Origin of the sequence: Streptomyces sp. NBC_01235 (genome assembly GCF_035989285.1) — a bacterium.
Taxonomy (GTDB): Bacteria; Actinomycetota; Actinomycetes; order Streptomycetales; family Streptomycetaceae; genus Streptomyces.
Genome location: NZ_CP108513.1, coordinates 5,832,029 through 5,846,156, shown reverse-complemented (window position 1 = coordinate 5,846,156; position 14,128 = coordinate 5,832,029). Strand labels below are relative to the sequence as shown.

The window sequence follows — 14,128 nt, the reverse complement described above, 5'->3', positions numbered from 1 at the left end:
AGCCCGGCGGCCGGTGACCGGGCCGGGATGTTCGTGAGTTCTCTGGGGGCGTCGGGCCTAGCGCGGGACGCGCAGGACCACCGCGGACGCGCCGGGGCGGTCGTCCGACGTCAGGACCAGGGCCGCGGTGGCGGCGGGGAGCCGCTGGGGCGCGTCGCTCACGGCGAGCTGGGGGAGCGCGGGATCCCAGTCGGCGAGCCCCGCCGTCGCAGGCATCTCGCCATCCGCCAACACCTTTGCGGTCAGGGCGACTTGGAGCAGGGTGGTGGTGCCGGCACAGTCGCCCAGCGCGGCGAACGCGGTGAAGACCGGGGTGTCGGCGCCCAGCGTCTTGTACAGGGCGTGGGCCTCTGCCCGGTCGACCGGGCCGGAACCGTCGGCCGAGGAGCAGACGAGCCCGACGGCCCCGGGCGCGAGGCCGGCCGCCGCCAGGGCGGTGTCGACGGCACGTGCCGCGGCCTCCCCGTCCGTGTCGCCGGTGACGCCCAGGGCGGTGCTCACGGCGGCGACCTCGGCGTGGATCCGGGCACCGCGCTCGCGGGCCCGGCGGGCGTCCTCGACAACGAGGACCACCACGGCCTCGCCGGGGAGGGGACCGGTGCGGTCGGGCGCGAAGGGACGCGGCAGTCGCGCGGAACGGCCACCGGCACCTCCGTCCACGGCACCCGCACCGAGCGTGAGCGGATCCAGCACGTCCACCGCCGCCACCAGCACCACCTCGGCCTGACCGGTGCGGACGAAATCGGCCGCCACCGTCAGGGCCTCGGCTCCGGAGCAGCGGCCGGCCGTGACCGTCGCGACAGGGCCCTCGGCATCCGCCGCGATGGCGAGGTCGGAGACGGCGGCATTCAGGCTTCCCTGGGGGCCGGCATACGGGCTGACCAGGTCCACCCCGAGGGTGAGACCGTCGCAAAGGACCTGCAGATAGCCCGTCAGGCCCGCTCCCGACGTGCCCAGGACGACACCGAGGTCCTCCGGGGCGGGCGCGCCGCCCGCGTCGAGTCCCGCGTCCTGCCAGGCCAGCAGGCCCGCTCGGGACACCAGCAGTGACTCGCGGCTCAGCGCGCGCAGCCGCCGCCGGCCGAAGGCGGACACGTCGGACAGGTCGTCGCAGAGCGCGGCGGCCGGCGCGGGACCCCGACCGGGGTACAGCCCCTCGGGCGGTGCCACGTCCGTGACCGCCGTACGCCCCGTCAGGAGGCCCTCCCAGGTGGCGTCGAGTCCCGCGCCCAGCGCGGTGGCCAGTCCTACGCCGGTGATGGCGGCCGATGTGCTCATCCTGTGTTCCCTCCCGGGCCCAGCCGGGTGAACACGGTGCAGGCCGTGTTGCCCCCGAAACCGAAAGCGTTGTTGACGACCACGTCCAGCGGCGCCTCCCGGGCCGCGCCGTACACGACGTCGACCGCGCAGTCGGGGTCCGGGTCGACGAGGTTGGCGGTGGGCGGGATCACGCCGTCGCGCAGCGCGAGCACACAGGCCACCGCCTCGATCGCGCTGGCCGCGCCCTGGGTGTGCCCGAGCGCCCCCTTCAGGGAGGAGACGGCGGGGCCGCGCTCCCCGAAGACGGCCCGCACGGCCGCGGCCTCGACGCTGTCGTTCGACGGGGTGCCGGTGCCGTGCGCGCTGATGTGCCCGACCCGGTCGAGCGGCACCCCGGACATGGCCAGGGCCCGCTCCAGGGAGCGGCGGGCGCCGCGCCCTTGCGGATGCGGTGCCGTCATGTGGTGTGCGTCGCAGGCGGACGCCCACCCGGCGAGCTCGGCGTACACGCGCGCTCCGCGCAGGCGGGCGTGCTCGTACGACTCCAGGACGAGAGCGGCGGCGCCCTCGGAGACGACCAGTCCGGAGCGGTTGCGGTCGAACGGGCGCAGCGCGTCGTCGGTGAGCGAGCGCAGGCTGGCGAACATCATCATGATGCCGGTGGACAACTCGTCCGCCCCGCCCGCGACCATCACGTCGGCCCGGCCGGCCCGGATCGCCTCCCCGGCGTATGCGAGCGCACTGTTGCCCGACGCGCAGGCGGTCGCCACGACCGAGCTGGGCCCGAGGAATCCGTGCTCCCGGGCGACGGCGTCGGCGAGGCCCACGACGGGGCGTGGCCTCGTGGGCGGGGCGCCCGCACCGCCCGCGCCCGCACCTGTGTCCGCGCCCCGGTGGAACCGCGTCACCGCCGGTTCCAGCGCCGCCCGGTTCCCCAGCAGCGTGCCGAAGCACACCCCCGCCCGGGCCGGGTCGCCCGCCCACGGCGCGAGGCCGGCGTCGGCGGTCGCCGCCGACGCGGCCGCCACCGCCAGGCGGGTGACACGGTCGCCGTCGCCGCGCGAGGCGACGAAACCGCGCACCTCACCGGCCAGCCGGCCCGCGAAGTCGGCGGCGTCGGGCCGGTCCAGCGGGCGGGTGCCGACGACTCCGCGTACGGCGGCGTCCCAGAAGTCCTCCAGCGTCTCCCCGATGGGGGTGAGGACGCCGAGGCCGGTCACCACCACGCGGGCGGAGGGGTCCACCACTGCGTTCACCTGTGCTCCCTCAGATGCCGATTCCGCCGTCGATCTGGATGACCTGGCCGGTGATGTAGGCGGCACGGTCCGAGGCGAGGAAGGCGACCGCGTCGGCGACCTCGTCCGGCGTGCCGGTCCGCCGCAGCGGGATGTCGGCGACGACCTTCCGGTGGGCCTTCTCGTCCAGGCCGGCTGTCATGTCCGTCTCGATGAGTCCCGGCGCCACCACGTTGGCGCGGATGCCGAACCGGGCCACTTCCTTGGCCAGCGACTTGGAGAAGCCGACGATCCCGGCCTTCGAGGCCGCGTAGTTGGTCTGCGAGGCGTTGCCGCGCAGGCCGGCCACGGACGACACGTTGACGATCGCGCCCCGGCGACGGCGCATCATGGTCATGATCGCCGCCCGGCACACGGTGAACGTCCCCGTGAGATTGGTGTCGACGACGGCGTCCCAGTGCTCCCGGTCCATCACGGCCAGGGGCATGTCCCGGATGATTCCGGCGTTGGTCACCAACGCGTCGACGGCGCCGAGACGTTCCTCGGTCTCCTCCAGCCAGTCGCGCACCGCGCTCTGGTCCGTCACGTCCACCACGGCCCCGTGTACCCGCACGCCGTACTTGTCGGCGAGCTCATCGAGCTCGGCGGCTCCGGCGGACGGGGTGCGGTGGCAGTAACCGACGTCGTATCCGTCGGCCAGGAAGCGCTCGACCACCGCGCGGCCGATGCCGCGGGAGCCGCCGGTGACCAGGGCCGTGCGGGTGCCGGCTGTCATGAGGACGCCTCGAAGTGCTCGGCGAGCAGCGCGTAGGTCTCCTGGAGCGAGCGCACCTTCTGCAGGTTCGACTCGGCCAGCTTCACCCCGTACTTGCGCTCCAGGGTGACCAGGATCTCCAGCGCCAGCAGGGAGTCGACGTCGAGTGTCTCCTTGAAGTCCGCGGTGTCGGTGACCTCGGCGACGTCGACGTCGATGACCTCGGCGATGGTGACGCGCAGGTCTTCCAGGTCGAGCGGGGTGGTGAGTTCGGGCATGGCGGTTCCTCCGTCGTGGGTGCTGGGCAGGGTCGGGGACAGCGGGGCCGGCAGGTCAGACGAGTCCTTCGCCGCCGTCGACGTCGATGACGTTGCCGGTGATCCAGGAGGAGCCACTGGCGGACAGCATCACGACGGCTTCGGCGACGTCCTCGGTCGTGGTGATCCGGCCGTGTGGGTTCGCCGCGCCGGCCCGGTCGGCCAGGACGTCGCTGCCGGGGATGCGGACCAGGGCCGGGGTCATGGTGAGTCCGGCGCGCAGGGCGTTCACGGCGATGCCCGAGGGCGCCAGTTCGACGGCCAGCTGCCGGACGTGGGAGACGAGGGCGGACTTCGCGGCGGACACCGCGCCGTAGCTCGGCATGACCCGGGCGTCGCCGCGGCTGGTCAGCGCGAACACCTTGGAACCGCGGGTCAGCAGGCCCGCGGTGTACAGGTCGCGCACCCAGTAGACGAGGCTGTGGCCCATGACGTCGACCGTCATGTCCATCTGCCGGGGCGTGATGACGTCCGGCTGTCCCTCCTGCGGAATGAACGGGAGCAGACTGCCGAAGGCGAGCGAGTGCAGCAGCACCCGCACTCCGTCCGGGCCGGTCAGTTCGGCCAGTCGCTCGACGACCTCGGTACGCGTCTGCGCCTTGGCGGCGTTGAGGTTGTGGAACGAGGTCCGGACGCCGAGGGCGTGCAGTTCCTCGACGAGCGCGTCGGCCTCCTCCTGCTGGGCGGAGGTGCCGAAGTAGACGCCGAAGACGTTGGCGCCCTCGCGGGCCATGGCGAGGGCGGTGGCCCGGCCCATGCCGCTGGAGGCGCCGAGTATCAGGCACCACGATCCCTTGACGGATGACAGCATGCTTTCCTCTTGCTCGGTGGATGGGTCGGTGGGGAGGGTGGTCCGTGGGAACGCCGCCCACGGGTCTCAGCGGGCGTCGACGGCGGCGAAGGCGAGGTTGCCTTCCCGGGAGGCGACGACCACTGCCTCGGGGCCGGGGCGGTCCGGCCGCAGGGCGCGGGCGAGCAGCTCGAGCGGGGCCAGTGCGCCCGCCCGGGCCGGGCCGACCACGTCCGTCACCGCGGTGGTGCCGGCGCACCAGGCGCGCACCGCGGCCGCGGCCGTGCGCGCCGTGGGCGAGTGGTCGGTCACCAGGTGCAGGGACAGCGGGCGCGCCGGGCACACCCCGTCCAGCGCGGCCTGTACCGCGCGCCCGGCCCGCTCGCGCCCGGCCGGGGTGGCGGCGGCCCGGGGCGGCAGAAAGCGCAGCGCGGTCCGTACGACGGGTCCGGCGGCGTGGGCGGTCCGGGCCCGCAGGAGCAGCAGCGCGGCCCCCGACTCGGGTACGGCGTCGCCGGCCCGCGGGTCGGGTGCCTCGGTGGCCCCCGCGAGGACCAGGTCGCCGCGCCCGGCGGACAGCGCGTGGGAGGCCAGGTGCACCGCTTCCAGACCGGCCACCTGGGGTGAACTCACGGTGAGGTTGAAGGCCTTGAACCCGTGTTCGGTGGACAGCTTGGCGGCGACGAGGTTCACCGAGAAGAAGGGCACGGTCATGGGGCTGAGCGTGTCGAAACCTCCGACGCGTACGGCCCCCGCGATGTCGGAGTGCAGTGCGGTCACGGCGCTGTTGGTGCCGACGACGATCCCCCGCCGCTCCTCGGCATGCTGCTCGGGTTCCGCTTCGGCCAGCGCCTCCCGGGCGGCCGCCAGCAGGTAGTGGCAGGCCTCCGGCAGGTATCGGTAGCCGCGACCCAGCCGGGTGCGGTGGTCGAACCACGCTGCGTCCCGCGGGAGCGGCACGGGCGGTACGACGAGGCCGATGCCGGTGACCGTCGCCTCGGCCACGGTGTCACGGGCGGTCACCGCGTCTCACCCCCGAACACCAGCGAGCAGTTGCTGCCGCCGAACGCGTAGGCGTTGAGCAGGATCCGGGGCCGCTCCAGCCGTACGGGGCCCGTCCGCGGCAGCCACACCGGGCACGCGGGGTCCTGCCGTTGTGGGGCGATGTTCGCGGGGACGAGCGCGTGCCGTGACATCAGTGCGGCGGCCACGACGGCGAACGCGGCGGCCGCGCCCGCGGTGTGTCCGATGAATGCCTTCAGGCTGAACAGCGGTACTCGCTCCAGGTGTTCGCCGAGCACCTCGCGCAGCACGCGGGTCTCCAGTACGTCGTTCTGCTCGGTCCCCGTGCCGTGCGGCACCACGCAGCCGATGTCCTCGGCACCGTCCGCCGCCTCCCGCAGGGCCTCGCGAGCCGCCCGCAGGGGCTGGTCGCCCGCCGGGTCGGGGGCGGTGAGGTGATGGGCGTCGCAGCTCCAGCCGGTGCCGCGCAGCCGGCCGTACGACGGCCTGCCCGCCGCGGCGCGCGCGGACTGCACGACGAGCATCGCCGCGCCCTCCCCGAACACGGTGCCCCGGCGATCGGTATCGAACGGACGGCACAGTTCGGGGTCGTTCGCCCCGAGCCGGCTGAAGCTGGCCAGCGGCGCCCACGACAGCGCCTCCGCACCCCCGACCAGCACGGTGTCGGCCTCGCCGCGGCGCACAAGATCCATGGCGATCGACAGGGCGTACCCGCTGGCGGCACAGGCGTTGCTGACGTTGATGTTGGTGCCGAACGCGCCGAGTTCGCCGCCGACCTCGGAGGCGAGCCGGAACACCGGCGCCCACGTCGCCGCCGGGGACGACAGGCCGTCGCGCTCGCCGCTCTCACCGGCCGCGGTGCCCATCACCACAGCCATGTCGGCGGTCTCGTCCTCGCTCAGCCCCGCGTCGGCCACGGCCTGCCGGGCCGCGTGCAGCGCGAGCCGGGTGGCCCGGCCGTACGGCTCACCGGCGCTCGGTGCCCACTCCGGCCCGTCCGGGACCTGGTAGGCGAGGACGTCGGGCACCCGGTCGGTGAGCCCGGCCACCGGGGTCGGGTGCGGAACCGCCGAGGTCAGCCCGGCCCAGAACGCGTCCACCCCCGTGCCGAGGCAGCTGACCGCGCCGAGCCCGGTGACATGGACCTCGGGGACTGTGGCGGCAGCCATCCTCAGTTCACCCCCGCGGATGTGACGGATTCGCTCACGAACGCGTGGACCGCGTCGGCGAACCCGCGCGGCTGTTCGGCCATCGGGAAGTGCCCGCAGTCGTCGAGCAGGCACAGCCGTCCGCGGGGCAGCGTCTCGGCCAAGGCCGCGGCGTCCTCGGGCGGCGCGAACCGGTCGTCACGGCCGGCCACCGCGAGGACCGGCAGGTCGAGTGCGGCGGTGTCGAGGAATGGGCTGCGCAGGTAGCTGTCGTAGAAGCGGAACCAGCCGTAGGGGCCGACCCGGTCGCGTACCAGCAGGGCCATGTCGTGGCGCATCCCGGGGTCCAGCGGGCGCGTCGAGGCGAGGCACAGCGCCTCGTCGAACACGTCCTGGAAGATGCTCAGGTAGTGCCGAGCGGTGTCCCAGTGGAAGTCCGCCGGGTCGCGCCGGTGGAAGGGCGAGACCACCACGAGCGCACCGGGGCGGGCCTGCGGGGGAGCGGCGGCCAGGTGTTCCAGCGCCAGGAGCGCGGAGTAGGAGTGGGCGATCAGGACGTCGACGCCCCCGGGCACCTTGTCCATCGCCGCGCCGATCCAGTCGGCCGGGTCGCCGCCCGGCAGGCTCCACCCCGGTGCGCCGACCTGCCCCCAGGGCAGCTCCGCGGTCCACAACTCGACGTCGGGCGCGGCATGCTGGCCGTAGGCGTTCCAGGTGGTGCCGGTGGCTGCCAGTCCGTGCAGGGCCAGCGCACGCACGGGGCGCTCGTGTGTCGCGGCCCGCATTCTCCGGACGACGACATCAATCCCGCTCATGGCTACCCCGCTCACAACTCATAGATGGCCCACGCGATTCTCGTTTGCGACCGCTGACCGCCCGGAGTTGGAGCATAAGTAATTCCTCTTAACCTTCGCTTAACGACTGATTGGCCTGCTCAACAAGATCCGGACGCATAACCGTTGCCCGATGTTCGCAAGGAGTTCGTAAGTCAGTTTTAAGGAGCCCGAATTACGCTGCGTGAACGCTCGGGCAGTTCCGGGGTTTCCGACGGATCGCATGCGACAGGCCCGGCACGTACCAATCGAGGAGGGGCCTGATGCTCGACAAGGTGATCGACCGGCTGCACGACCCCGCGGTGTACGCGATGCCCGCGATGGCACTGCTGATCGTCATCGAGCTGCTGGCGATCAAGTTCGGTGACGACCCCGACGAGCGGCAGGGCTACGACCTTCGGGACCACCGGGCGAGCATCATCACCGGCCTCGGAGCGCTGGTCTCCTCCACCCTGCTGCGCACCGTGGCGCTGGCGCTGTACCTGCTGGTCTACGAGTACGTGGCGCCGTGGCACCTGTCGTCGACGGCCTGGACGACCTGGTTCATCGTCTTCTGGGGCGTCGAGTTCCTGCTCTACTGGTACCACCGGGCCGCGCATGCCATCCGGCTGATCTGGGCCGGTCACCAGGTCCACCACTCCAGCCGGTACCTGAACCTGTCCACCGCGCTGCGCCGCAAGTGGGCGCAGTGGTTCGAGAAGATGATCTGGCTGCCGCTGCCGCTCCTCGGCGTCCACCCCGCCCTGGTGTTCACGATGCACTCGGTGCACCTGCTGTGGGGGCTGTTCGCGCACACCGAGAAGGTCGGCAAGCTGCCGCGGCCCATCGAGTACGTCTTCGTGACGCCCTCGCACCACCGGGTCCACCACGGCAACGACCCGGAGTACCTGGACAAGAACTTCGGCAGCATCCTCATCATCTGGGACCGGATCTTCGGCACCTTCCAGCCCGAGCTGCACCGGCCGACGTACGGCCTGACCAAGCAGTTGGAGAGCTTCAGCATCTGGAAGATCCAGCTGCACGAGTTCGCCAACATGGTGCGGGACGTGCGCGGGGCCAGGACGTTCCGGCACAAGCTGGGCTACGTCTTCGGCCCGCCCGGCTGGAGGCCCGCCGACGACACCGACACCGACACCGGCCACGCCGACCGCCCCGAGCCGCGGTCCGCGACCGCGCAGCTGCCCGGAGCGGCGACGTGAGCGGACCGCACACCACCGTGGCGGGGGCCGCCCGGCACGGCCTGCGCGGCCATCCCTGGCTGACCGTCCTGACCCTGTCCGTCGGCGCGATGATGGTCTCGCTGGACACGACGATCGTCACGGTCGCCCAGCCGGCCATGCAGGCGGACCTGCACACGGATCTCACCGGCGTCCAGTGGGTCACCGACGCCTACCTGCTGGCCGTGGCCGCGCTCCTGATCACCGCGGGCCGGCTCGGCGACCGCTTCGGACACCGCATGGTGTTCCTGGTGGGCGCCTCGGGTTTCACCGCCTCGTCGGTGGCCATCGGCCTGTCCTCCAGCCTGGGCTGGGTGGTCGCCATGCGCGTGGTGCAGGGCGTCTTCGGCGCGCTGATGCAGCCCGCCACGCTGGGGCTGCTGCGCAGCGCGTTCCCGCCCGAGCGGCTCAACCAGCCCATCGCGGTGCGCAGCGCCGTCATCGCCGCCTCCACCGCCGCCGGTCCGGTGGTCGGTGGTCTGCTCGTCGAACACGCCCACTGGGGCTGGGTGTTCTTCCTCAACGTTCCGCTGGGTGCCATTGCCCTGGTGCTGGGCGTCACCGTCCTCGGTGACGTGCGCGACGAGGCCGCGGGCGGTCGCCTCGACCTCGTCGGCATGCTGCTGGTGGCCGGTGCCCTCGGTTCGCTGGTGTGGGGCCTGGCCGTGGTGGCGGACGCCGGCCGGACCTCACTGGAGGCGTTGCCCTACCTCGCGGCGGGTGCGGTGCTCGGCGCCGTCTTCGTCGCGTGGGAGCGGCGCAGCACGCACCCCCTGGTGCCGCTGCGACTGTTCCGCTCGGCGCCGTTCACCTCGGGTGTCGTCACGATGGCCGTGATGGGATGCGTGATGGTCGGCGCGCCCTTCGTGCTGATCTTCTACCTGCAGAACGTGCTCGGTCTCTCGCCCGCCGAATCCGGTGTCCGGGTCCTGAGCCTGACCCTGCTGATGATCGTGGGTGCGCCGCCCGCGGCGATCTGGATCGGCAAGGCGGGCCCGCGGATCCCGGTGGCCGTCGGACTGACCGTCATCGCCGCGTCGATGTGCGCCCTGGCCGGACTCGACGCGGACTCCGGCACCCTGCACACGACCCTGTGCTTCCTGCTGCTGGGCCTCGGCTTCAGCCCGGTCATGGTAGGTGGTACGAAACTCGTCATCAGCAACGCCCCGAAGGAACTGTCCGGGGTGGCCGGCGGGATGCAGCAGACGGCCATGCAGGTCGGGGGCAGCCTTGGCATCGCGGTCGTCAGCGCCGTCGTCATGACCTACACGGCGGACCGGTTGCCGTCCCGGCTCGCGGCCGCCGGGGTCACGCTGCCCTCGGACCGGACCGAGCAGGCCGTACGGTCCGTGGCCGTCGGGCTGCCGCCCGACCTCACCGGTCCGGCCGCCCACGGTGTTCTGGAGCGGGTCGGCCAGTCGGTGTTCCTCGACGCGATGCAGTACGCGCTGCTGGCCACGGCCGCGGTGGCGGCGCTGGGGGCCGTCGTGGTGGCACGGGCCCGGCAGGACTGACCGGCCACGATTCCGACCGGAATTCCCCTCGTACCGCCGGAACAACTCCCCGGCTGTGGCCGCCGCTGTCCCAGCTTCAATTTCCCCCGCTTTTCATCCTCTCAGTCAATCGTTGATTTCAGGGCTGCCCCAATGGTGCTGCGCCGCCCTTACCCGCAAGGAGAATTCGGCATGGGTGCTGCAACTACGGAAATCCATCGGGCGTCCGGGATCTCCGGGGCGCACCGGCTGCGCGAGCTGTTCGCCCGTCCCGGGGCGGTGCGCCTGGCCGGCGCCCACAATCCGCTGGGGGCACGGCTCGCCCAACGCGCCGGATTCGACGGCGTCTGGTCGAGCGGTCTGGAGGTGTCGGCCTCCCAGGGCGTACCGGACACCGACATCCTCACGATGAGCGAACTACTGGCCGTGGCCTCCTCGCTGGCCGCCGCGGTCGACGTACCGGTGGTGGCCGACTGTGACGCCGGGTACGGCAACGCGCACAACGTGATGCACATGATCCGCCGCTACGAGGCGGCCGGCATCGCCGCCGTCTCGATCGAGGACAAGCGGTTCCCGAAGGTCAACAGCTTCATCCCGGGCCGTCAGGAGCTCGCCCCCGTGGGGGAGTTCTGCGGCAAGCTGGCCGCGGCCAAGGCCGCGCAGCGCACCCCCGACCTGATGGTCATCGCCCGGATCGAGGCGCTGATCGCGGGCTGGGGCATGGACGAGGCACTCTCCCGCGGAGAGGCCTACGCCCGGGCGGGCGCCGACGCCGTGCTGATCCACGCCAAGGGATCCTCGCCGGAGCCGATCCTGGACTTCCTCGCCCAGTGGACGTTGCCGACGCCGGTGGTGGTGGTCCCGACGACGTACCACACCATCACGGCGACCGAACTCGCCGCGGCCGGCGCGAAGATGGTCATCTACGCCAACCACGGTCTGCGGGCCGGCATCACGGCCATGACCGACACCTTCGCGTCGATCCTGCGGGACGACCGCACCACCGGCATCGAGGACCGCATCGCCCCCTTGGCCACCGTCTTCGACCTCCAGGGCATGGCCGAACAGAAGCGGAACGAGGCGGAGTTCATCACCTCGTACGAGACCCGTCCCCGCGCGGTCGTGCTCCCCGGGCCCGCCGACACCACGCCCCCGTCCCTGCAGGACCAGCGCACCACGGCCCTGCGCCGCTCCGGCGCCGACGACATCACGGTCACCGGCGCGCGAGGCGAGCCGTCGGTCGTGGAGGCGCTGCTCGGCCTCACCGAGGCCCACCACGGCCCCACCCTGGTCGTCTGCGGCGACGCGCTCGTCGAGGCCGAGCCGCTGCGGCTGCTCGCGGCGGCCGACGCCGATGTCGCCGTCCTGGCGGACGTGTCGGCCACACCACGGCGGGACGACGGGCTGCCGCTGGCGCTCAGCTCCGTGGCAGAGGGCGGCCGCAGGGTCGCACAGGGCGGGGCCGGTGAGGTCGTGGGCACCGGCGATCCGGACTCCGACGCGGAGTTCGCGGGAGCTGCCGTCTTCTCCCCACAGGGCTTCGCCGCGCTGCGCGCCGCGGCCGAGAAGCGGCGCGCCGACGCCGCCCCGGCCTCCCTGGGCGACCTGATCGCGGATCTGCTCGCCGTCGGCCTGCGGGTCCGCGCGGTCGAGATCGCCTCCGGCTGGCTGGAACTGCGCACCGCCGACGACGCCGAGCGGGCCGCCGCGCTGTTCGCGGCACCGGAGGCGGGACGTTGAGCACCACGATCCCCGCACAGCTCGCCGCGGACGGTGTCGTGGCGCTGCTCAAGGAACGCGGCCTCGGGCCGTTCACCGGTGTGCCCTGCTCGTTCCTGGGGCCGGTCATCAGCTGCCTGGAGGCGGAACATCCCGAGGACTACGTCATCTGCGCCAACGAGGGCGAGGCGGTGTCCATCGCGGCAGGTGCCCGGCTGGCCGGCCGCAGCCCGGTGGTCATCCTCCAGAACTCCGGACTCGGCAACGCTGTCAACCCCCTCACCTCGCTGTGCCACACCCTGCGGCTGCCGGTCCTGCTCCTGGTCACCTGGCGTGGCCGCCCCGGACAGCCGGACGAGCCGCAGCACGAGCTGATGGGCGCGATCACCCCCGGGATGCTCAGCTCGATGGGCATCCGCAACGAACTGCTTCCGCAGACCCTCCCGGAGCTCGGCGACCGTCTGGACGGCGCGCTCGCGCACATGGCCGCCACCGGCATGCCGTTCGCCTTCATCGTGCCCAAGGGAGCCATCGCCCCCCGCCCGGCAGCCGCGGCCGGCGCGCCGGACCCGCGCGCACACCTCATGCTGCGGTCCGAGGCGATCCGCCGGGTCGTCGAGGCCATGGACCCGGCGACCCTGCTGGTCGCCACCACCGGCAAGACCGCCCGCGAGCTGGAACGCGACTTCGACCGGCCGGAGAACCTGTACGTCGTCGGCTCCATGGGCTGCGCCTCCAGCGTTGCCCTCGGCGTGGCGATGCACGCGTCGCCCAGCCGGCCGGTCGCGGTTCTCGACGGCGACGGCGCCGCGCTGATGCGCCTGGAGGCCATGGCGGCGATCGGCCGCCAGACCCGTACGGGCCTGTGCCACATCCTTCTCGACAACGAGTCCTACGAATCCACCGGAGGCCAGCCGACCGCGTCGGCGGGCGTGGACTTCTGCGCCGTCGCCGCCGCGAGCGGCTACCGCGCCACGTACGACGTGTCGGACGCGGAGCAGCTGCACACCACGGTGCGCAGCGCCCAGGCCGAGGGCGGCGCCCAGCTGGTCCGGGTCCGGATCAGACCGGGTTCGGACCCCGCGCTGGGCCGGCCCGCGCTCCGCCCGCCGCAGTCGGCGGCCCGTTTCATGGAGGTGCTCGCCCGGTGACCACTCCCCTGTCCTTCCTCGCGGCCGATGCCGCCGAACAGCTGGTCCTGATGAACCCCGGACCGGTCGTCCTCGACGAGCGGGTCCGCGCCGCGCTCGCCGGCCCCGACCTGTGCCACCGGGAACCGGAGTTCGCCGACCTGCTCGCCCGCATCCGGCACAAGACGACCCTGGTGGCCGGCGGCGGCGACGCGCACACCTCGGTGCTCCTCACCGGGTCCGGAACCTCGGCCGTGGAGGCGGCAATCGGCTCGGCCGTCCCGCCGGACGCCGGGCTGCTCGTCGTCGACAACGGCCACTACGGCGAACGGTTCGAGCACATCGCCACCGCGTACGGCATCCGCACCCACCGGCTGGAGTTGGGCTGGGCCACGCCTGTCGACCCGGCCCGGGTCGAGCAGGCCCTGGCCGCCGACCCCGGGCTGACCCATGTGGGCATGGTGCAGCACGAGACCAGTACCGGCATGCTCAACGACGTCGCCGCCGTGGCCCGGATCGCCCACGAGCTCGGCCGCGAGGTGATCGTGGACGCCGTCAGCAGTGTCGGCGCCGAACGGATCTCGCTGGCCGGGGACGGTGTCGACTGGCTGTGCGGATCGGCCAACAAATGCCTTGAGGGCGCGCCCGGACTGGCCTTCGTCAGCGCCGCCAGAACGGCGTTCGAGCGGCTGGCCGACCACCCGAACCGCACCTACTACCTGGACCTGCACCGGCACTACACGGCCCAGGAGAAGTCCGGCCTGCCCGCCTTCACCCCTGGCATTCCGGCCTGCTACGCCTTCGAGGCGGCGCTCGACCTGGCCCTCGCCGAAGGGCAGGAGGCCCGGCACGCCCGCTATGCCGCGCTGGCCGAGCGGCTGCGCGCGGGCCTGGAGGCTCTCGGCCTCGAACTGCTGCTGCCGCCCGGGCAGCGCGCGGTGGGGCTGACCGCGCTGCGCCTGCCCGCCGGGACCGGTTACGAGGAACTCCACCAGGCCATGCGCGCCGCCGGGTTCGTCATCTACCGGGCTCAGGAGCGGCTGGCCGCGGACCACTGGCGGCTGTCGACGATGGGCCGGATCACCGCCGCCGACATCGACCGCTTCCTGGCTGTGCTCGCGGACGTCCCGCGGGGCGCGGACCATGAACGGCTCGCCGATCCGGCTGCCGGCCGACTCGGCCGACAACACGCCTGACATCGCTGAATGG

At 72.9% G+C, this 14,128-nt stretch carries 13 protein-coding genes; 5 read left to right on the top strand and 8 right to left on the bottom strand.

The genetic code is table 11. From position 1 onward, the window contains the following. Window positions 1-57: 57 nt before the first annotated feature. The 8 genes from OG289_RS26000 to OG289_RS25965 all read right to left on the bottom strand — a co-directional run bounded on the left by OG289_RS26000 (window position 58) and on the right by OG289_RS25965 (window position 7,342). Entirely contained in the window at window positions 58-1,278 is a 1,221-nt protein-coding gene (locus OG289_RS26000; protein ID WP_327316423.1) for a beta-ketoacyl synthase N-terminal-like domain-containing protein, read from the bottom strand. After that, window positions 1,275-2,516 (bottom strand): beta-ketoacyl-[acyl-carrier-protein] synthase family protein, encoded by a 1,242-nt coding sequence (locus OG289_RS25995; RefSeq protein ID WP_327316422.1) that lies wholly within the window; start codon window positions 2,514-2,516, stop codon window positions 1,275-1,277. Before OG289_RS25995 ends, OG289_RS26000 begins: the two co-directional genes overlap by 4 nt. 10 nt (window positions 2,517-2,526) lie before the next feature. Further along, window positions 2,527-3,270 carry a 3-oxoacyl-[acyl-carrier-protein] reductase gene (gene fabG, locus OG289_RS25990; RefSeq protein ID WP_327316421.1) on the bottom strand — a complete coding sequence of 248 codons (744 nt, stop codon included), beginning with the start codon at window positions 3,268-3,270 and terminating at the stop codon, window positions 2,527-2,529. After that, window positions 3,267-3,527, bottom strand: coding sequence for an acyl carrier protein (locus OG289_RS25985; RefSeq protein ID WP_327316420.1), 261 nt, complete (start codon window positions 3,525-3,527; stop codon window positions 3,267-3,269). Before OG289_RS25985 ends, fabG begins: the two co-directional genes overlap by 4 nt. Window positions 3,528-3,582: 55 nt before the next feature. Next, the gene (locus OG289_RS25980) at window positions 3,583-4,377 is read right to left on the bottom strand and encodes an SDR family oxidoreductase (protein WP_327316419.1); all 795 of its coding nucleotides are present in this window, start codon (window positions 4,375-4,377) and stop codon (window positions 3,583-3,585) included. 66 nt (window positions 4,378-4,443) lie between these two features. Continuing rightward, complete coding sequence (locus OG289_RS25975; protein ID WP_327316418.1) at window positions 4,444-5,379, bottom strand: beta-ketoacyl synthase N-terminal-like domain-containing protein; 936 nt, start codon at window positions 5,377-5,379, stop codon at window positions 4,444-4,446. Then, window positions 5,376-6,548, bottom strand: a complete 1,173-nt coding sequence (locus OG289_RS25970; protein WP_327316417.1) for a beta-ketoacyl-[acyl-carrier-protein] synthase family protein — start codon at window positions 6,546-6,548, stop codon at window positions 5,376-5,378. Before OG289_RS25970 ends, OG289_RS25975 begins: the two co-directional genes overlap by 4 nt. Before the next feature lie 2 nt (window positions 6,549-6,550). Continuing rightward, window positions 6,551-7,342: an alpha/beta fold hydrolase gene (locus OG289_RS25965; protein ID WP_327316416.1), complete on the bottom strand. Its 792-nt coding sequence runs from the start codon at window positions 7,340-7,342 to the stop codon at window positions 6,551-6,553. Between the two features lie 281 nt (window positions 7,343-7,623). On the opposite strand from OG289_RS25965, the gene OG289_RS25960 reads away from it, so the two are divergent. The 5 genes from OG289_RS25960 to OG289_RS25940 all read left to right on the top strand — a co-directional run bounded on the left by OG289_RS25960 (window position 7,624) and on the right by OG289_RS25940 (window position 14,115). Beyond that, entirely contained in the window at window positions 7,624-8,559 is a 936-nt protein-coding gene (locus tag OG289_RS25960; protein ID WP_327316415.1) for a sterol desaturase family protein, read from the top strand. Continuing rightward, entirely contained in the window at window positions 8,556-10,091 is a 1,536-nt protein-coding gene (locus OG289_RS25955) for a DHA2 family efflux MFS transporter permease subunit (RefSeq protein ID WP_327316414.1), read from the top strand. Before OG289_RS25960 ends, OG289_RS25955 begins: the two co-directional genes overlap by 4 nt. A 171-nt stretch (window positions 10,092-10,262) precedes the next feature. Next, window positions 10,263-11,810: an isocitrate lyase/phosphoenolpyruvate mutase family protein gene (locus OG289_RS25950; protein ID WP_327316413.1), complete on the top strand. Its 1,548-nt coding sequence runs from the start codon at window positions 10,263-10,265 to the stop codon at window positions 11,808-11,810. Continuing rightward, a complete protein-coding gene (gene aepY / locus OG289_RS25945; RefSeq protein ID WP_327316412.1) occupies window positions 11,807-12,940 on the top strand; it encodes a phosphonopyruvate decarboxylase in 1,134 nt (377 codons plus the stop codon). Before OG289_RS25950 ends, aepY begins: the two co-directional genes overlap by 4 nt. Next, entirely contained in the window at window positions 12,937-14,115 is a 1,179-nt protein-coding gene (locus tag OG289_RS25940; RefSeq protein ID WP_327316411.1) for a 2-aminoethylphosphonate aminotransferase, read from the top strand. Before aepY ends, OG289_RS25940 begins: the two co-directional genes overlap by 4 nt. Window positions 14,116-14,128: the final 13 nt, after the last annotated feature.